Source organism: Shewanella sp. SW24 (genome assembly GCF_025653395.1).
Taxonomy (GTDB): Bacteria; Pseudomonadota; Gammaproteobacteria; order Enterobacterales; family Shewanellaceae; genus Shewanella; species Shewanella oncorhynchi.
This window is the reverse complement of sequence record NZ_JAKKSH010000035.1, coordinates 1-20,414: the sequence shown is the minus strand read 5'-3', so window position 1 is coordinate 20,414 and position 20,414 is coordinate 1. Positions and strand designations below refer to the sequence as shown.

Annotated in this window: 15 protein-coding genes and 1 rRNA gene; 6 read left to right on the top strand and 10 right to left on the bottom strand. The window is 45.5% G+C overall.

Going from position 1 to position 20,414, the window contains the following annotated elements:
* Window positions 1–19: 19 nt before the first annotated feature.
* A complete protein-coding gene (locus tag L5M17_RS20330; protein WP_263148969.1) occupies window positions 20–1,891 on the bottom strand; it encodes a vWA domain-containing protein in 1,872 nt (623 codons plus the stop codon).
* 232 nt (window positions 1,892–2,123) lie between these two features.
* On the opposite strand from L5M17_RS20330, the gene dauA reads away from it, so the two are divergent.
* The 4 genes from dauA (at window position 2,124) to L5M17_RS20310 (ending at window position 7,167) form a co-directional block, all read left to right on the top strand.
* Complete coding sequence (dauA, locus tag L5M17_RS20325; protein ID WP_173496303.1) at window positions 2,124–3,887, top strand: C4-dicarboxylic acid transporter DauA; 1,764 nt, start codon at window positions 2,124–2,126, stop codon at window positions 3,885–3,887.
* Window positions 3,888–4,155: 268 nt separating this feature from the next.
* Entirely contained in the window at window positions 4,156–4,647 is a 492-nt protein-coding gene (gene purE, locus L5M17_RS20320) for a 5-(carboxyamino)imidazole ribonucleotide mutase (protein ID WP_168823554.1), read from the top strand.
* On the top strand, window positions 4,647–5,750 hold the full coding sequence (gene purK / locus L5M17_RS20315) for a 5-(carboxyamino)imidazole ribonucleotide synthase (protein ID WP_263148968.1): 1,104 nt from the start codon (window positions 4,647–4,649) through the stop codon (window positions 5,748–5,750). Before purE ends, purK begins: the two co-directional genes overlap by 1 nt.
* A gap of 163 nt (window positions 5,751–5,913) precedes the next feature.
* Window positions 5,914–7,167 carry a sensor domain-containing diguanylate cyclase gene (locus tag L5M17_RS20310; RefSeq protein WP_263148967.1) on the top strand — a complete coding sequence of 418 codons (1,254 nt, stop codon included), beginning with the start codon at window positions 5,914–5,916 and terminating at the stop codon, window positions 7,165–7,167.
* Window positions 7,168–7,373: 206 nt separating this feature from the next.
* Here the strand turns inward: L5M17_RS20310 and L5M17_RS20305 are convergent, their stop codons facing one another.
* The 5 genes from L5M17_RS20305 to L5M17_RS20285 form a co-directional block, all read right to left on the bottom strand.
* Window positions 7,374–7,991 carry a hypothetical protein gene (locus L5M17_RS20305; RefSeq protein ID WP_317629601.1) on the bottom strand — a complete coding sequence of 206 codons (618 nt, stop codon included), beginning with the start codon at window positions 7,989–7,991 and terminating at the stop codon, window positions 7,374–7,376.
* Window positions 7,992–8,158: 167 nt separating this feature from the next.
* On the bottom strand, window positions 8,159–8,623 hold the full coding sequence (locus L5M17_RS20300; protein ID WP_263148965.1) for a hypothetical protein: 465 nt from the start codon (window positions 8,621–8,623) through the stop codon (window positions 8,159–8,161).
* Window positions 8,620–10,269 (bottom strand): glutamate--cysteine ligase, encoded by a 1,650-nt coding sequence (gene gshA, locus L5M17_RS20295; protein ID WP_219252925.1) that lies wholly within the window; start codon window positions 10,267–10,269, stop codon window positions 8,620–8,622. The genes L5M17_RS20300 and gshA overlap by 4 nt, the downstream gene beginning before the upstream one ends.
* Window positions 10,270–10,454: 185 nt before the next feature.
* Window positions 10,455–13,307 (bottom strand): M16 family metallopeptidase, encoded by a 2,853-nt coding sequence (locus L5M17_RS20290; protein WP_263148963.1) that lies wholly within the window; start codon window positions 13,305–13,307, stop codon window positions 10,455–10,457.
* Window positions 13,308–13,488: 181 nt separating this feature from the next.
* Complete coding sequence (locus L5M17_RS20285) at window positions 13,489–13,914, bottom strand: YqaA family protein (protein ID WP_263148962.1); 426 nt, start codon at window positions 13,912–13,914, stop codon at window positions 13,489–13,491.
* 291 nt (window positions 13,915–14,205) lie between these two features.
* Between L5M17_RS20285 and L5M17_RS20280 the strand changes: the two genes are divergently transcribed.
* Both L5M17_RS20280 and L5M17_RS20275 read left to right on the top strand, forming a co-directional pair.
* Window positions 14,206–15,459: a dicarboxylate/amino acid:cation symporter gene (locus L5M17_RS20280; protein WP_263148960.1), complete on the top strand. Its 1,254-nt coding sequence runs from the start codon at window positions 14,206–14,208 to the stop codon at window positions 15,457–15,459.
* 250 nt (window positions 15,460–15,709) lie between these two features.
* Window positions 15,710–15,877: a hypothetical protein gene (locus L5M17_RS20275; protein ID WP_168823570.1), complete on the top strand. Its 168-nt coding sequence runs from the start codon at window positions 15,710–15,712 to the stop codon at window positions 15,875–15,877.
* 166 nt (window positions 15,878–16,043) lie between these two features.
* Here L5M17_RS20275 and L5M17_RS20270 read toward each other — a convergent pair whose 3' ends face one another.
* The 4 genes from L5M17_RS20270 to rrf form a co-directional block, all read right to left on the bottom strand.
* A complete protein-coding gene (locus L5M17_RS20270) occupies window positions 16,044–17,174 on the bottom strand; it encodes a sodium ion-translocating decarboxylase subunit beta (RefSeq protein ID WP_028760946.1) in 1,131 nt (376 codons plus the stop codon).
* A gap of 8 nt (window positions 17,175–17,182) precedes the next feature.
* Window positions 17,183–19,009: a sodium-extruding oxaloacetate decarboxylase subunit alpha gene (gene oadA, locus L5M17_RS20265; RefSeq protein ID WP_263148958.1), complete on the bottom strand. Its 1,827-nt coding sequence runs from the start codon at window positions 19,007–19,009 to the stop codon at window positions 17,183–17,185.
* An 11-nt stretch (window positions 19,010–19,020) separates the two neighbouring features.
* Window positions 19,021–19,287 (bottom strand): OadG family transporter subunit, encoded by a 267-nt coding sequence (locus tag L5M17_RS20260; RefSeq protein WP_113941635.1) that lies wholly within the window; start codon window positions 19,285–19,287, stop codon window positions 19,021–19,023.
* Between the two features lie 900 nt (window positions 19,288–20,187).
* Window positions 20,188–20,303, bottom strand: a 5S ribosomal RNA gene (rrf, locus tag L5M17_RS20255).
* Between the last annotated feature and the right edge of the window lie 111 nt (window positions 20,304–20,414).

Genomic DNA, 20,414 nt, shown 5'->3' with positions numbered 1-20,414 from the left:
CCCCACGAATTTACTTTTACTATTGTAATCTCTCATTGCGCGTATTGCTCTTGTCTCTCACTGGCTCGCCATGAAGCTTATCTTGGGGAGGAAAAGGTTTATCCGTACCATCGAATACCTTCTTAATCGGCACATGACTAGATTGCTCTATGGCCGCGGCGGTTTCCATTAATTGCACAAACTCATGGCGATATCCAAAAGGATCGTCCCCTAATGCCGAACGTGCTAACTGGCTTAACTTAGTATAATCAAATTGATGTAGATAATGGCTGCCATTCAGTAATTGCCCTAATCCTGCAACCGCTGCTGCAAATCTAAAATCATCACTCGCTTGTTCTAACAGCTTAACATTTTGGTCTAACCTGATGGGATAGCTCAGTAACTGACTCTGTGTTTGCTCTGGCAGCTTGTATCTCAGTTTAAGGAAAGCGATTTCTTCACGGCTGTATTTTTCTTGCCCCGTTTGAGCATCAACGCCATATCTGAGTTTATCATTCGCCATCTGCCCTGCTTCAACATATCTTAATTCATATAAGGCAGTCACTGTATGACCCGCGCCAATTTCGCCCGCATCCACCTTATCGTTGTTGAAATCCTCCCGTGCTAAAGCACGATTCTCATAACCGATTAGACGATACTCAGACACTAAGGCCGGATTAAACTCCACTTGCACTTTGACGTCTTTAGCAATAGTGAACAAGCTTGAACTTAACTCGTCCACCAGCACTTTTCGAGCTTCATTCAGGGTATCGATATAGGCATAGTTGCCATTGCCCTTATTCGCTAATTGCTCCATGAGTTGATCGTTGTAATTTCCCAAACCGAACCCTAAGGTTGTCAGGCCAATACCATGATCTTTTTCCTTCTCAATCAAGGCAATCAAATCATCAAAATCTGTCATACCAACGTTGAAATCACCATCCGTCGCGAGGATGACTCGATTAATACCATGGGGGATAAAATGCTTTTTCGCCAATTGATAGGCTTGTGTGATTCCTTGCCCACCATTGGTTGAACCACCTGCGCTCAATTGCTCTAACGCATAGGTTAAAGTTTGAGTGTCATTCCCCGACGCGCCATCGAGCACTACACCAGCAGCCCCTGCATAAACCACAATAGAGACTTTATCCTGCGCGCTTAATTGCGCCGTCAGCAACTTGAGTGCAGTTTGCAGTAAAGGCAATTTATCGGCAGATGCCATAGAACCTGACACATCGAGCAAAAAGACTAAGTTACTCGCGCCTAATTGAGATTTAGGTAAGTCATATCCTTTAAGACCAATCCGTAACAGCATCATGTCATCGTTATAAGGGGATGGAGCAAGCTCTGTCGTAACGCTAAACGGCGCGGCATTTTTAGCAGGTAAGGGATAATCGTAGGAAAAATAATTGAGCATTTCCTCAACTCTGACAGTGCCTTTCTCAGGCAAGCGCCCTTCCCTAAGCATCCGCCTTAAGGTGGCATAACTGCCAGTATCGACATCGATGGAAAAAGTCGATACTGGGATTTCTCCTGCCACCATGATGCCATTTTGCACCAGCGGCTCGAATTTATTTTGTGCTAACGGAATCGCGGCATAGTCTGACGGCATTGGGGCTATGTTCATTCCCATCACTGCACCATGGGTAGACATTTGCATCGGCGCCGCGACTCTGGCCATCTCAATCTGAGTAGCATCACGCATTTCAGCACGGCGCAGTGACACTTCTTTATGACTCTGTTCGGCTTGCAGCTCCGCTTGTCGTTGTTGAGCCTCAGAGCCTTTACCGCCACAGGCCGTTAAACTCAGCATGACTAAGAATAAAGCTGCGCTATTGCTCGCCGATATGCTGACGCTTCCCCAAGATAATAAGGAATGTGCAATGGTTTTCTGGGAGTATATTGTTTTCATGTTGAATGCCTTTGATGTTGACCTAAGGCTGTAAACGGCGCAAATGACTAAAAGGGTTAAAGTATCAAAATATTTTACAAACCACTCTTAAATGAGAATCAAACAGCCTCCAAGCACACTATTTATACAAAACAAAGTATTTTCAATCGTTTTTGCAATCAAGCTCACACTGCGTCTTGTATCAGGTCACTAAAATAGAAGCTTGTTACTCGCCTCGCTATTGGACCCACTCGTGTCACACTCAGCTCATTTGTTTTCCCTAAGAATCGCCCACGCACTCACAGAAGCTTGCGTGAAGGATAAGTATTCGTTTAAACGTTTTGGGCAAGATCTTCTTGCAGGTCTCACTGTCGGCATTATTGCCATTCCGTTAGCAATGGCATTAGCCATTGCCAGTGGAGTAGCACCTCAATACGGTTTATACACTGCGATTGTCGGCGGTTTTATTATCGCCATATCTGGCGGCTCACGTTATAGCGTGTCAGGCCCGACAGCGGCATTCGTGGTATTACTCTATCCAATAGCCCAACAATTTGGTTTAGCAGGATTATTAATCGCAACTGTGATGTCCGGAATGATACTCGTCGGCATGGCAATGCTGCGACTTGGTCGATTAATTTTGTATATCCCTGAATCCGTCACCTTAGGCTTTACCGCGGGGATAGGTGTCGTCATCGCTACCTTGCAGCTCAAAGACTTTTTCGGACTCGAGATAGCCCAGATGCCAGAGCAATATCTGGCTAAGTTGATGACATTAGCTCAAGCGCTACCCTCGGTGCATTTACCTAGCCTACTGGTAGCATCCGCGACCTTAGCGACAATGCTACTTTGGCCAAAACTCAAAACACCCGTGCCAGCGCACCTTCCGGCTATTATACTCGGCACTATGTTCGCCTTGGTTCTCAATGCCATGGGTGCAGATATAGAAACCATAGGAACCCGTTTTCACTATCAACTGAGTGATGGCACCACAGGCATGGGAATTCCTGCCGTATTACCCAGTTTCGAATGGCCTTGGCTGCAAGCTGGCGCGAATGGCCAAGCGTTTCAGTTTAATCTCGCGACCTTTCAAGCTTTATTACCAGCCGCCTTTGCCATTGCCATGTTAGGCGCAATTGAATCGCTACTGTGTGCAGTGGTGCTCGATGGCATGACAGGTAAACGTCACAGTGCCAACAGTGAATTACTAGGGCAAGGTATAGGTAATATCATCACACCGTTTTTTGGCGGTATACCGGCCACTGCAGCAATTGCCCGTAGCGCGGCAAACGTCAAAGCGGGAGCTCAGAGCCCGATAGCGGCCATGATCCACGCCATAGTAGTCTTAATTGGTTTAGTCGCCTTAGCGGGCGTATTAGCTTATTTGCCCATGTCAGCCATGGCAGCCCTGCTACTTGTTGTGGCTTGGAACATGAGTGAAGCCCACAAGGCACTACATTTAATTAAAACTGCGCCCACCAGCGATATCATGGTTTTTGTCAGTTGTTTTTCATTAACGGTTATTTTCGACATGGTGATCGCCATCAGTGTTGGAATTATCCTTGCTGCCTTGCTGTTTATGAAAGAAATTGCCGAGATGACAAAGCTTTACGATATCAGCACCAACAAGCGTTATGTGGATCAAGAGCTACCTGCCGATTGGGCTGTCCTTAAAATTAACGGGCCGCTATTCTTCGCTGCTGCTGACCGCATTTTCTCCGAAATCGCGAGTCTCACTGAAGATAAACAAGTGATAGTGCTTTATCTCGATGGAGTATCTATTCTGGATGCGGGAGGATTAGCCGCACTGACGAAGCTGATTGAAAAATGCAAAGCGAATAAGACTAAGCTCATTATCGCCGATCTGCAGTTCCAGCCCATCCGAACGCTGGCGAGAGCGAAGATCCAGCCAATTGAAGGTGTGTTGAAGTTTTACTCGACCCTACGTGAAGCCATGACAGAAGCGCCAGTTATCACTCAGCAAACTGAAATCACTGCGGATAAGCAGACACAGTAAACCAGTAGCACGATCTCAGGGCTTAATGTTGCTGACTTATCTCAAAGGCCAACCTCAGTGTTGGTCTTTTTTATAGCTCCATCACCTCACCTATTCATCGCCGCGAAAGACGTTTTTTCACACGCAAAAACGGGCAGAAATCGCTAGGATCATGGTATTATTCAGCGCCATGATGCTAGCTACCGATGACGGCTAGACAAGCATCAACTGTACCTAGACCTGAAACAAGGTCAAAATATAATTAAAATTAGTGAGTTAAGGAGTTATCATGCAAGCCCTTGTTGCTGTTGTTATGGGTTCTAAAAGTGATTGGCCCACGATGGAAGCCGCCGCTGAGATAATGGATAAACTGCAAGTGCCTTATCATGTTGAAGTGGTTTCCGCCCATAGAACGCCAGATAAACTCATGGAGTTTGCAGCCTCTGCCGCCGAACGTGGTTTTAAAATCATCATTGGTGGCGCCGGTGGTGCAGCGCACTTACCCGGTATGATTGCCTCTAAAACTCGCTTACCCGTATTAGGTGTACCAGTCCAAAGTAAAGCCCTGTCAGGTATGGATAGCTTATTGTCTATCGTTCAAATGCCAAAAGGCATCGCCGTCGGCACCTTAGCCATAGGTACAGCGGGCGCATTCAATGCGGGATTATTGGCCTGCCAAATCCTTGCGAATAACGATACAGAATTAGCGGCTCGTGTTGACGCTTTCAGAGAAGAACAGACCCGTGCGGTACTGGACAATCCAGACCCGAGGGAAGTCTAATGACCCAGACAAACACTAAACCTAAGGTTTGGGTATTAGGTAATGGTCAGCTGGGCGCCATGTTGACCCACGCTGGTGAGCCATTAGCGATTGAAGTTAACGCCGTCGATATCATGACGCCTACGGATGACATTCTACCACTCGCGCCCCACGACATTATTACCGCCGAGCGCGAACAGTGGCCAGAGTCCGCCCTGAGTTTACAACTCAGCTCACACCCCCATTTTGTTAATGGTCCGGTATTTAGCCGTTTAGCCGACCGTTTTAGCCAAAAAAGTCTACTCGACCAGCTCAGTGTTCCCACAGCGCCTTGGACCTTAGTTGACGATAACACCCAAGTCGATACCCTGTATCAGCACTATGGTCCTAGAGTCTTGATGAAACGCCGTACTGGGGGTTATGACGGTAAAGGTCAACATTGGCTAAAAGAAGCCGAAGCGGGTGATATTCCAAACGATTGGCGTAACCTTGCGATTGCTGAGCAAGCGATTAATTTTGATGAAGAAGTATCATTGGTTGGCGTGCGTACTCGCAAAGGCGAATGTGTGTTTTATCCGCTGACGCTGAACTTACATCAGGACGGCATTTTAATGGCGTCGATTTCGCCACTAGCACGCTTAACCCCCTTGCAAGCCCAAGCCGAAACTATGCTCAGCGTTATTATGCACGAGCTTGAATACGTTGGCGTAATGGCAATGGAATGCTTCCGTGTTGGCGATGAGTTACTGGTGAATGAGCTGGCGCCGCGAGTGCACAACTCTGGCCATTGGACTCAAGCCGGAACCCATATGGATCAATTCCAGCTGCATCTTAGAGCACTTTGCGGAATTGCGATCCCACAGCCACAAGTGAATTTTCAGTGTGTTATGGTCAACCTTATCGGTATCGATAATGACCCTCGCTGGTTAAGTTTGCCCAATGCTGAGTTGTACTGGTACAACAAAGAAGTTCGCCCGGGTCGTAAAGTCGGACATTTAAACCTATCAGTGCCAAATCAAACTGTGCTCAACCAGAGCATAGCCGCACTGCAAACTTGGATGCCAATCCAATACCAAGCACCATTAGCTTGGATATTGGCCGAATACGCAGAAAATTCGCGTTAATTCAGTATTTAGTACCAAAATCACTGATATGAAATTGTTCACAGTTTCATATCAGTTTATATTTCAATTTTCGTTATATACTTAACTGAACTCAGTGTGAATACGTTAGTGATGTATAGCATTCAATGATTACTAGCAATGACACAGATAAAGGAATAGTCGAGTGAAATTAAGGGATAATTTCAAACGTAAGACCATAGATCGCTTAGATTATCGCTATCATCTGCTACTGCTTATAGTGCCGATATGTCTATTCATCCTGCTGTTTATCTTTAATGCATCCACAGAAAATTGGACTATCCTGCCCTTACTGTTTGTTTGCATCATTTATATTTTTGCCTACAGCCTAATTTACTATTTGCATCAGGGTCGTTTAACTCGACTATGGCAGCATTTAGAGCAAGTCGTCACCATCAACGATGCCATCTATGAACTCGCCCATCTCTCGAGTCATTATAAAAATGAGCATGCCTTTCTGGACGCCTTACTCAATAAAGCCGTGTACGTGATTAATGGTGCCGAAATGGGCAGCATCATTAAAATCAACGAGGTGAATAATAAACTGTATTTTGAATCTGTCGTGGGGCTCGATTTAGCAAAGCTCAGACAACTGGATTTTACCTTAGAGCAAACTTTTGAATATCGACTCACTGAAGGGAGATGCGATCAAGTGGTGGTCATCAATGATATGAAGAATATCAATGCGGCTAGCACTTTAACGGAAGATGATCAAAAAGTGTTACTCTCAGTGTCGAAGCAGCCGATACGCTCAACCCTGTCTAGCCCTATTCGTATTGATGGCAAACTGTATGCCATGCTCAATCTCGATAGCAGTAGCATTGGCGCCTTTAGCGATTACGACCGCAATCTTGTCTCTATCCTAACTCACGAAGCTAGCAATGCCATTGCGCTCTATCAGAAGTCACTGCAGATCACTAAACTTGCCAATTTTGATCCATTAACAGGGCTTTATAATCGAAAGAATTTTGAAGATGAACTGCACCACTGGCAGCACAAACCTCACTTAGGCAGTTTTTTAATTATTATCGATATGGACAATCTCAAGTCCATTAATGATGCCTATGGGCACCAGATGGGTGATGTTGCCATCAAGCGAACAGCCACCGCCATGCTCACCTATTGGCAAAATAAAGGCATTATTTCCCGTTTTGGTGGAGATGAGTTTGTCGCTTTATGCCATGGGCCGTTAGCTCAAATTGAACAGGACTTAGATGATATGCGCAAAACCTTGAATCAAGGTTCAGAGCTTAGCCTAGGTTTTAGTTTTGGTATTGCGCCGTTTGAAACCGATTGGTATCAATCCTTTAAGACTGCAGATCATGCTATGTATGAGCAAAAGCGTGCGAAGAAAAAAGCCATTCAGGCATTAGAAACCTTCGCAGTGAAAGCGCAATAAATCAATTGAAGTATGGTGCTGCAGCCGATGTCAAAAGGCTAATATCAACAATCAGTAAGCGTCGGAGTTGAATATCTGAGTTTAAGATTTGAGTTTACTATCTCGATTAGCTATCTCAATTAGCTATCTCGATTAAATATCTAAATTGAACACCGACAGTCAGCCATTCTCACTTAAGTGGCTAACAATGATATAAAAACGTAATCCTAACCAAAAAATAAACGCCACAGCCAAGATGAATCTAAATCTTCTTGGCAGGTTTTATATTGAGACGCGTAGCGTTTCGACCTTTCATCCACCTTATTCGCCACTTTCACTAACCACGCCTTAGATTTATAACTGCCACGGCGATAACCGCCCCAGCCTTCGTGATAATTAAGATACTGCGCCCGCGCATCCCATTTAGATACGCCATTTATCTTATGGGTTTTGCTGATAAACCAGCCCATAAAATCCAAGGCATCATCGAAATCACTGCGGCTCGACCAACTGTTTCCCGTCTCACGCACATAATCATCCCACGTCATGGTCTTAGCCTGCGCATACCCATAGGCATCACTGGCACGGCCAATAGGGATAAAACCTAAAAAGTATTCCATCGGTGGCGCGGCATTGTGCTTGAATGAGCTCTCTTGATACATCATAGCTAACGGCACATGCACTGGCACACCCCATTTATCACGGACATCTTTAGCTGCATCGTACCAATCTCGGTGTTCTTGAAATATCTCACACAAATTTTCGGGAGACTTAGGCGGAGATGTCGCGCAACCTGACAAGATGCCGAGACTTGCGCAGAGTAAGATAGCGGAGGATTTATTCATTAATATCATGTTCTTTGGAGAGTTAGCTCGCGCCATGATGTCATAGACTCAGGCTGAGGCAAGCATAAAAAGCCTTTTTTGTGCTTAGAAGATCTCAGCACTAGAGGCTAAATCAATATGACTTAAATCGAATGCAGCTGGCTTACCACTTGAGCTTAACACTTTGGCTATTTCGTTTCGGGACTCAGCTCAAACTGACACTCATGATCTTCTTGCTGCCACACGCCGGGTTCCCAATACGCAGTGTCTTTACCCATATAGCGCTTATCGGTGTGAAATAACGCACCGATATGATAACGCTGATGACTTTCGACATTGAGCTTGAATACTTTGGGTGTCCGCGCGGCAAGCGTGACTGACAAACTTGGATCATCAATCAGCTCCGCAACGGTAAATTCATATTCGCCAGGCGCTAACTGATAATTAGGCTTAGAAACGACTGCCTGCCCGTTTAAATGGGTCACCACCACTCGATACCAGTGAGTACTGGCATCTGGCTGCAAATAACCCGACACAGTACCACAGCCCAGTGGATCTTCAGGTGACGCGGCGCAGCCAGATAACAAGGCACTAAACCCAATCAAAGCTACGCGGGCACGTAGGCCAGTGAAAGAGAATACCCCCTCTTTCACAGCTTCACTCCAAAGTAATCTTCCAGATAATCATCGAATGAAACTGCACTCTGCGCCGCCTCTAGTTCAGCTTGCTTGTTAAGCGAACTGGATGCTTCAGCTTGATACTGCGCTATGGTCTCGCTCGACAAGGGATAATCGATAAAGTATTGATAGTATTGCTGCGCTAACGTCATCACCCACTGACCATGATCTTGGCCCTTGTTGATCACGTTTTGCAGTACTTGTCCCGACAGGGTTAAATTCGGATCTTCAGCCGCTTTACGCCAATGGGCCAAAGCCACTTGATAATCCGTCCCCTCACCATCAAGCAATACTGCCAAAGGTTGCAAGGCATCAAACAACTCTTCTAACCAAGATTTAAGCGAACGTGAACCGTCTGCAGTTAATAACTCAAGCCCAGGTTTACGGCCTTCAAGCACCACAGCTTTAAGATTCGCGCTTAATCTCGCCTCTTCGCTCGCCTCAGACTTAGGCGACTGCGTTAATAAACAATAGAGTAGGAATAAATCGAGGAAACGTACTTGTGTCGCCTCAATGCCAACTGGGCTAAATGGATTAACATCCAACGCTCTCACTTCAATGTATTCCACCCCAGCACGGGCCAAAGCTTCAGACGGTTTCTCGCCACTACGTGTGACCCGTTTCGCACGGATTGGCGAGTAGAACTCGTTTTCAATCTGCAATACATTGGCATTAAGTTGACGATACTCACCATCGACTTTAACGCCGATATTAGCAAAGTTTGCTGAAGGCATTTTAGTGGCAGCATTCACGCCAGCCAGATACTCAGGCAAAGAGTTATAGCTGATATTTAGATCTTCTTGCTCTTTGTTGGTATAGCCTAAATCACTCATACGCAACGAAGTGGCATAGGGCAGATACAGAGTTCCATGGCCCGTTTTTTCAAACTTGAGGTCGGTTTTTTGATCTTTAATAAAGGAGCTACATAACGCTGGCGAGGCACCAAATAAATAAGGAAGTACCCACACTAAACGGCGATAGTTACGGATCAAGCCGAAATAGGATTCTGAAATAAAATCATCGTAAGTTAACTCTTTATCACTTAACTCATACAGGCTTTGCCATAATTCTTGCGATACCGAAAAGTTAAAGTGCACCCCAGAGATGATCTGCATCAGGGCACCATAACGATAGGTTAACCCCTTACGATACAAGGTTTTCATCATGCCAGTATTCGATGAGCCATAGCGGGCAACGGGGATCTGTTGCTCATCTTTCACATAGCAAGGCATGCTCACGGGCCACAAACGTTGACCATTTAAGTGGCGCACGCTGAAGGCATGAGTCTCAGTTAACCCAGTGAGAAGTTGCTCAACATTGTGATTTACTGGCGTAATAAACTCGAGCAAGGCTTCACTGTAATCCGTCGTAATACGCGAATGCATTAACGCCGAGCCTAATGCTTCGGGATGCGAGTCTGTAGCGAGATAACCAAACTCATCAATCCGCAACGCCTCACGTTCTATGCCACGTAACATACCCAAGAGTGCGGTGCGCCCATTGGCGTCCGAGAGATGTTGTACTAATTCATTGAATGACTTCAATTTGCGCTTCTCTAATTGGTGATTCGCTATCGCGACAAGGTTAACAGTCAGACCTTTATTTTGAGGCTTATCTTGCAAAATATGCCTCAAAATAAATCTAAACCTGTCTGTGGGGCAAGCCAAATTCACACCTTGTATGATTAAAAGCAGACGGTGACAGCTAATGCTGTCACCGTCTTTCGATGTAAATCCGGTAAATATAGGGCAAATAGCCGTTAACTAATGCACCCGTCTATCTACCTATATAAGGGCGAAATACTAATTTACAATACTAAAGTTTCAATTGGATAGCCCAATACCGCTAAATCCGCTTCAATTGTCGCTTTATCTCCCACCACCAGAATCACCATTTTATTGATATCTAGCTCGGAAGCCGCGAGGGCATTGAGTTCATCTTTTGTTACAGTATTAATGATCTTGTCCTGTTGAGTCGTAAAATCTTGACTCAATTGGTAACGTTGGATCATCCGCATAAAGCCCGCTTTTTGATACGGTGTTTCATAATCAAGAGCTTGCCCTTGAGAGACTGAATTACGCATAAAGGCAAGTTCAGCATCTGTCATGCCCTGCTGCTGATAAGCACTGATTTCTTTTACAAACTCAATGAGTGCTTTCGCCGTCACGTCACTGCGAACGTTACTTGATGCGACAAAATCGCCCACTTCAGCACCGCCAGTAAAACGAGTGCGAGCACCATAGGTATAACCTTTATCCTCACGTAAATTCAGGTTGATACGGCTATTGAATGCGCCGCCTAACGGATAATTCATCAGATAGGATTTAAAATAATCGCCTGTGGCATCGTAGGGTAATGCGCGCTTGGCAATATTGATTACCGATTGCGCCGCACCAGGTTTATCAATCACATAAATTGTGCCGCCTTTTAATGCAGGGAGTGGCTTAAGTGGCGGTACCACAGCTGCTTCTCCTTTCCACTGGTTTAATCCCGCTAGTTTAGGCAGCAATGCAGATTCAGATAAATTAGCAACAGTGACAATTTTAGCGTTGCCGCCTTGATACTGCTGGGCATAAAACGCTTTTACATCGGCTAACGTAAGCGCCGCGACTGAATCGAGCGTACCAAGATCATTCACACCTAACGCATTGTCTTTACCGTATAACAAAGACGACAACGCCGTATCAGCCAGATAGCTAGGATCGGACTGCATATGCTGGATCTGTTGTAATTGCTGCTGTTTCACTCGCGCAAAGTCAGCTTCGCTGAACGCTGGCTGAAACAGCTTTTCTTCCATAATCGCCAGCGTCTCATCTAAATGTGCTGTCAGAGCCGATACTTTGATCGAACTTTGATATTCAGACGCACTAAAGTCGACACTACTACCTAGCATTTCTAAGGCTTGTGATAGTGCTTCACTGTTGCGCTTCTGGCTCGATTCATTAAGCATTTCAGCAGTCAGCGTTGCTAAGCCTGCTTTTTCGACGGGTATGAGTCTATGGCCACCATTGAGATAAACAATTAACTCAACTGTTGGTGTTTCAGTACTTTGGGTGCCCATGACTTCGATGCCATTGGCTAAGGTTTTTGTCCAAATTTTAGGTACTTTAAGCATAGGTGCAACGCCAGATGCAGGCATCTTAGTCCGATCAAAACTTGAAACAAGTTCAGGCTTGGGCAAATCCCCCTCTACCGCAGTGTGTGCAATTGGCAGCGTTGCAGGCGTGAAGTTATCCGCATGGGCAATAAGTGACGTCATTCCCTGCGGCACCACACTCATAACCACCATAGGTTTATCTTTAATGTATTGCTTAAACACGCGCATCACATCGTCTTTGGTCACATTGGCATAACGATTCAGATCTGAGGCAATCATGTTCGGATTGCCCGACAGCGTTTGGTTCATCGCTAAGGTCGACACTTTGCCAGAAACACTCTGCAGGCTATAAATGGTATCAGCCTCAAACTGCACTTTGACTTTTTGCAGATCGTCATCGGTAACGCCACGTTGCTCAAACTCCTTAATCGAGTCGAGAATACGTTGCTCCAGATCCGCCAGTTTACCGCCCTTTTCAGGATTGGCTAAAGCATAAATCGACATCTGACACGCAAGCTCTTGACAAGGATGACTCACATTAGCCTGCACCGCATAACCGTCCTTCACCAAGTTTTTATATAATAAGGATGTTTTACCACCACCTAAAATATTGGCTAACAGATCGAGCGCGGCCTCATCTGAATGTCTAGCGTATACAGTTGGAAAACCAATACGGATCAAAGGCAAGTGCACTTGATCTTCCATGGAGAGGTAACGCGTCTTATCTAAGTTAACCAGCACCTTTTGCTCTAACGAGACTTCAGGGCCGCGGGGGATTTCACCAAAATATTTATTTACCCAGGCTAAGGTTTGCATTTCATCGAAATCGCCACCTATGGTCAAGGTCGCATTGTTAGGGCCATACCAACGTTGGAAAAAGTGTTTAACATCGTCAACCGTGGCGCGATTAAGATCGTCCGGCCAGCCAATTACAGGCCAAGAATAAGGATGACCGACAGGGTACATAGCTTGGCTAAAACGCTCACTCATGCGGCCATAGGGCTGATTATCGATACGTTGTGCACGCTCGTTTTTGACGGTTTCGCGCTGCACTTCGAATTTTTCACTAGTGAGTGCGGGCAACAAAAAGCCCATACGGTCCGACTCAAGCCACAACATTTTTTCTAATTGATTGTTGGGTACTGTCTCAAAGTAATTGGTTCTGTCGGTATTGGTCGTGCCATTTAGGGTACCACCGGCTTCGGTAACCACTTCAAAATGCTGTTCATCGGCAACATGCTGCGAGCCTTGGAACATCATGTGTTCAAATAAATGCGCAAATCCCGAACGCCCAGCTAATTCGCGAGCAGAGCCCACATGATAAGTGACGTCAACATGCACTAAGGGATCGGAATCATCTTGATGTAAAATAACCGTTAACCCATTGGCTAATTGGTACTTTTTGTAGGGGATCCCTACTTGCGAATCGGCCAATTGCACATTTTCGATAAGTTTAACGCCTGCGGGCAAGTTCGCCGTAGTCGTTTCAGATGCACAACCCGCAAGTGCGGCAGAAATTGCGACCGCTAATAACCATTTCTTCAAAACATTCCCCTCATACATCAATGGGTCAAAAATACAGCTTCATAATCAAAGTGCTGCGTTTAGTCATAGTGCGCTTAAATGATTAAGCATTGGGATTTATGACTCGCAAAATTAACACTAAGTTCCTATCTATACAGTAAATTCAGTCTAAACGGAAAAACACTCCCCGCCCTTGACCATTAAATGCATCCTAGCGCCATCATGCCATCCATTGCAGCACGGCAGCGGCAACAATTAAGTAACGAATTGTTTTACCGATTAAAATTATCACCAAAGAAGGTATTAGCGGTAGCCTCAACCAACCCGCCAATAAACAGAGAATATCGCCGACAACCGGTGCCCATGAGAGTAACAACGCCCACACGCCGTAGCGTTCAATCAAGGTGAGCCCCTTTGCGTGTTTACCTGTCGCTAACGCTTCTGGTGATTTTGCGAGGCGACCTAAGCGGCCTAAATAGAAACTAGTCATCGCGCCCAACGTGTTACCAATACTGGCCACCACGACCAGCGCAACCCAAGCCTCTGGAGTTTTGTTTAATAGCGCCACGAGTAAGACTTCAGATCCCCCCGGTAACAAAGTGGCCGCTAAAAAAGCGCCGGAGAACATAATACCTAACTCAGTCATAATGGCTTACTCAATGATAAATCTCTCTTTTTGTATTCAATGCGATGAGGTTTGCCATGGGTTAATTGAATGTTTCACTTAATCTTTTTACAACAAACTCACTTATCACAATAAGTTATAAGAAAAACGGTTTGTTATAACCCTAGCTCTGTCGATACAATGGTTAACTATGGCAGGCAATAACCATGCGCATGACTGAGAGCGCGTTAACATCACGCTCAACTCGTTAAATACGAATCCTATCATCGCAGGCCTATTGGCTCACTCTTAATTTATTTTTCTGGAATATGCATGATCCTTCAAACCATTAGCCGCATTCCGTTTTGGCAAAAAGTCTTAGCAGGCTTTATCTTAGGTGCGCTCGTTGGCGTTATTTTAGGTGAAAGCGCCACAGTGCTAAAACCATTAGGTGATCTGTTCATTGGGGCCATTAAGATGTTGGTCGCGCCTTTGGTATTTTGTGCCATTGTCGTGAGTATCACATCGCTCAACTCGCAAACCAGTCTGAAACGCCTGAGCTTGAAAACTTTGGGTATGTTCATGCTGACAGGCACAATCGCCTCTCTGATCGGCTTAGCTGTGGGCTCAATGATCGACATGGGTGGCACCATGCAACTCACAACGACTGAAGTGCGCGAGCGTAATATTCCCGGTTTCGCACAAGTGTTGCTCGACATGATCCCTGTCAATCCTTTTGCTTCAATCGCTGAAGGCAAGGTACTGCAAATTATCGTGTTTGCAGCTTTGGTAGGTATCGCTATCAATAAAGTCGGCGAGAAAGCAGAGCCATTAAAACGCACCATTGAAGCAGGTGCTGAAGTCATGTTCCAACTGACTCGCATGGTCCTAAAACTCACTCCCATCGGTGTGTTTGGTTTAATGGCATGGGTTGTGGGTGAATATGGTTTATCAACCTTACTGCCTTTAGGTAAGTTTATCGGGGCTATCTACATTGCCGCCTTTATCCACATCATCTTCGTTTATGGCGGGTTAGTGAAGTTTGTTGGTGGTTTAAGCCCACTGCAATTTTTCCGTAAAGCTATGCCAGCACAGTTAGTCGCCTTTAGTACTTCCTCAAGTTTTGGTACTTTACCTGCGAGTACTCGTGCAGTCGAAACCATGGGCGTATCAAAGCGTTATAGTGCCTTTGTGATGCCATTAGGTGCGACCATGAACATGGACGGCTGTGGGGGTATTTACCCTGCGATAGCCGCTATCTTCATCGCTCAAATTTACAATATTCCGCTCGACACACTGGACTATGTGATGATCGCCGTGACTGCGACAGTGGCTTCTGTTGGTACCGCTGGCGTACCAGGAAGTGCGATGGTGATGTTAACTGTCACCTTAGGTGTGATTGGTCTGCCACTTGAAGGCATTGCCTTTATCGCCGCGATTGACCGTATTATCGATATGATCCGCACAGCAACTAACGTGACGGGCGATATGATGACTGCTGTTGTGATTGGTAAATCCGAAAATGAACTCGATGAAGTACAGTTCTATTCGAACGACAATCAAGACGTTACACCTGTGAGTTCGTAGCAATAACAATACTTGGTCGAAGCTACTGCGCTAAGCCATTAGTAACATTAGGTAAATTACGCAGATGATGTAAATGAAGAGACCGCTTCGGCGGTCTCTTTTATTATCCTGCAAACAGTCTTTGATCTATTGGCTTTAGAGACCACAATCGACTTCGACAGTCTCTATTAACTGCAAAATAGGTTACTCAACTAAGATCAAGCTGTTAGACTCTAAAACTACTCTAACTCACACTTTAGCAGGACAGACAATGACGAGACTCTTCCTTATCCCGCTGATCCTATGTTTGTTTTGGGCGTTATTTTTAAAAGCCAACAAACTCACGCTAAAACAAGGCCGGCGAGGTTTTATCTACATTATCGGTATAGGTGGCGGGCTGATTTTAATCCTTATGGCATTACTCTGGTTAACGGCTTAGGTTAATACCAAGGATTCATTTCCTAAATTAGTGACTTAACAAAAAGCCAACTCAATACTGAGTTGGCCTTAGTGATAAAACAGCGTTAACGACTAGAATAAATTCGAAGATAAACCCGCTAAATTTACCCACTCAGTCAAGCCCAATCAGTTAACCCACTCTGTCATCAACCCAGCACGGCAAGTAAAATCCCCGCAGCCACAGCAGAACCTAGCACTCCCGCCACATTGGGACCCATGGCGTGCATTAACAAGAAGTTGTGTTGGTTGGCCTCTAATCCAACTTTGTTCACGACTCGTGCTGCCATAGGTACAGCCGACACCCCTGCGGCACCAATCAACGGATTAATCTTACCACCCGACAACTTACACATCAGTTTTGCCATCAATACACCTGCAGCAGTACCAATGCCAAATGCTAAAGCTCCCAATACCAAAATTCCTAAGGTTTCCAGTCGCAGGAATTGGTCGGCAGATAACTTAGAACCGACAGCTAGACCTAAGAAAATCGTAACGATATTGATAAGCTCGTTCTGCGCCGTTTTCGATAATCTATCCACCACGCCCGATTCACGCATCAAGTTACCAAGGCAAAACATGCCCACTAACGGCGTGGCAGCAGGTAAAAAGAGGATCGTTAATCCCAGCACCATCAAAGGGAAAATGATCTTTTCCTTCTTGCTGACTTCGCGCAGCTGCTCCATTTTAATTTCGCGCTCAGCTTGGGTTGTCAGTAAGCGCATGATCGGCGGTTGAATAATCGGGACTAGTGCCATGTAGGAATAGGCCGCGACCGCAATCGCCCCCAATAACTCAGGCGCCAGTTTGGAGGCGAGGAAAATCGCCGTCGGTCCATCAGCACCGCCAATAATCGCAATGGCCGCCGCATCCTTCATGGTGAACTCAAAGCCCGGCACTAAGTTCAGCGCTATTGCGCCAATCAGTGTCGCAAAAATCCCAAACTGCGCAGCCGCCCCTAATAACAGAGTTTTAGGATTCGCGATCAAGGCACTAAAGTCGGTCAGCGCGCCGACGCCCATAAAGATCAACAGTGGGAACACCCCAGTCTCAATCCCCACATGATAGGCGTAATACAGCATGCCACCTTCTTCGGTAAATCCCGCATGGGGAATGTTAGCCAGCACTGCACCAAAACCAATGGGCAACAATAGCAAAGGCTCAAATCCACGCACGATGGCGAGATACAAGAGCAAAGCGCCCACTGCCATCATTAACACTTGCCCGCCAGTAAAGTGAGCGATACCTGTCTCGGCCCAAAAAGCCATTAAACCTTCCATTATGACTCCTACGCCAAGGCCAGTAATTGAGAACCCACAGACACTGAGTCACCTTCTTTCACCCAAATCTTAGCGATAATGCCATCGCCCTGTGCACGAATTTCGGTTTCCATCTTCATCGCCTCAAGGATGATCACGACATCGCCTTCACACACTCTATCGCCTGGAGAAACATGCACTTTGAAGATGTTGCCCGACAAAGGCGCGCTCATTTCAAGCCTGATTTCACCATGGCTTTTTGCTGGCGTTGTACTATCAGTCACAGCTTGCATAGCATGAACACTTTGTCCCTGTGGCTGGATTTGCGAGATCTCACCGCCTGCGGCGACTTCAACTACGTACTCTTGCCCTTCGACTGTTACCGTGTAAGTTTCTGGGCCACGATCCGCAGCATTAGAAGCAGCAAGTACCGAAGTCAATTCAGGTTTAGGCTCAAAGGCACTCGGATCGTCACGATTCTTTAAGAACTGCAATCCTATCTGTGGGAAGAGTGCATAGGTCAGCACATCATCGTCATGCTCTGACGATAGGCGAATGCCTTGTTCCTGTGCTTTATCAGCTAACTCAAGCCGTAATTTAGCCAGCTCTGGCGTTAATAAATCAGCAGGGCGACATGTAATGGCTTCGGCTCCTTGTAAGACTCTCGCTTGCAATGCGGCATTGACTGGCGCAGGTGTCGTGCCATATTCGCCCTTAAGCACGCCTTCAGTCTCTTTAGTCAGTGACTTATAACGCTCACCCATTAGCACATTGATTACCGCCTGCGAGCCGACAATCTGCGATGTAGGTGTCACTAAGGGCAAAAAACCTAAGTCAGCACGCACGCGGGGAATTTCTTCCAAGACCAAGTCCATCTTATCGGCCGCGCCTTGTTCCTTAAGTTGGCTCTCCATATTGGTCAGCATGCCACCAGGCACTTGTGCACGTAAGATCCGCGAATCAATGCCTTTCAGCGCGCCTTCAAACTTAGCGTACTTCTTGCGTACTTCACGGAAATAAGCGGCAATCTCCTCAAGCAATACCATATCGTAACCAGTCGCACGCTCAGTATCTTCCACCATAGCGATAACGGTTTCAGTAGCAGTATGTCCATAGGTTTGGCTCATCGACGAAATTGCCGTATCGAGCACATCGATACCCGCTTCAATGGCTTTCTGATAAGTGGCGGTACTTAATCCTGTCGTCGCATGACAATGCATAGATAACACGAGTTGCGTTTGGGATTTTAGTCGACTGATAAGCTCAAACGCTTCCATAGGCTTAAGTAAGCCCGCCATATCTTTGATACACAAAGAATCACATCCCATATCTTCGAGACGTTTTGCCATATCAACCCAAGTCTCTATGGTATGCACAGGGCTAGTCGTGTATGAGATAGTACCCTGCGCATGGCCGCCAACTTGGCGCACCGCTTTCACCGCAGTTTCGAGATTACGAGCATCATTCATTGCATCAAAAATACGAAATACATCGACGCCATTAGTATGAGCACGCTCAACAAAACGCGTGACTAAATCATCGGCATAATGGCGATAGCCTAATAAGTTTTGGCCACGCAGCAACATTTGCTGCGGCGTATTCGGCATCGCCTTTTTCAACTCACGAATTCTGTCCCAGGGATCTTCACCAAGATAACGAATACAGGCATCAAAAGTCGCCCCACCCCAAGATTCCAACGACCAGAAACCAATCTTATCGAGTAACGGCGCTATAGGTAACATGTCATCAATGCGTAAGCGCGTCGCTAAAATGGATTGATGTGCGTCCCGCAATACGACATCAGTTAAAAATAATGGCTTAGCCACTGCTGTCGTAGAATTAGATACAAAAGTCATACTGCTCCCCATTACTTAATCTGTGAACGATACTGCTTTACCGCTAGTGAAATCGCAGCGACCAAACTTGGCTCTAAAGGTTTAGCATCAGATTGCGCTACCCTCTGCTGACTCTTAGCATGATTTTTAGCAAAACGTGCAGATGCAGCATCGACTGCACACCAACGCGCAACCAAATGAATCCCAAGGATTAGTACACTTAAAAATAAATAAACTAAGCCCATCCCCAAAAACATAATGCCAACGGCATCCAATAAAGATTGCGTTACATCCTCCATAGCTCCCCTCCCCCTTACGCTCTAGATCCCTATCAACAGCGCGATTGCCCCAAAATCATCGCTATCGCATTACAAGTTCAAAATTCATCAAATGAACTGCTCACAAACTATGGTTCTTCCGTAAACAGACACATAGCAATCACCAATCAGAAAAAATCGAATAAAAAATCACATTTTAAAGCTAACTAATCACACAACAAGAAAACCAGCTGAACTCAACCTGCTACGAACATAACCAATTGATAACAAAAAAACCATATCAGTGTAAATTGGTCTTACCAATATTAAGTAAATCTACAGGCGACAAGTTATTAATCCTCATAAATCGAGCGATTAATTCAATATTCCATAATGAAAAAAACATAATGTTGGATTTAAGCTGAAGTGATGTCTTAGGCTAAAAATGATTCCTAAATTGAAAACAACGAGCATAGGAATAAACCAAGTGAAAAAATATGCAAATTTAACAATCCAAGTCACTGCTATTTGATTCTGAGAGAAGATAAAAAGGAATGTCGTTCTGAAGGCATTGATTGAAGAAGAGGAATGGGTTCAATCTAGACAAATTAAATCATCCATTTTGACAACTTAAGTATCCGCCTTGGTATCAACGCCGAGAAGTGCCCGACAATACGATCTGTGTCTCGAACAGTTACCTTGAGAGATACGTAACAGTATTACCTCAGAAAACCTTAGCCTCTTAGTTATGCGCAGGATTAAGCAATAGGACTAGGGCAAGAACGAAATGAGGAAGCCTAAGAGCGACAAGTGAGTTGGTGAGTAAAAATAGCGGAGAAACATGCAAGTTGAAAGAAAAATGGACTAATTTCTACAAATTGCAGATGCAAAAAAGCCAGCTTATTCAGCTGGCTTCGTTACATCTCAATGAGATAATTAGGCGCTTGGCGATGACCTACTCTCACATGGGGAGACCCCACACTACCATCGGCGCGTTTGCGTTTCACTTCTGAGTTCGGGATGGGATCAGGTGGTTCCACAAGGCTATTGTCACCAAGCAAATTCTGTTTATTACCGTGTCCATCTCTGGCTCACGTTAATAATAATTCGGAAAGCTGATTTTCTGTTGAGTCTTTAACTTTATCAAGTGTCGATATTCTGTCTAAGGC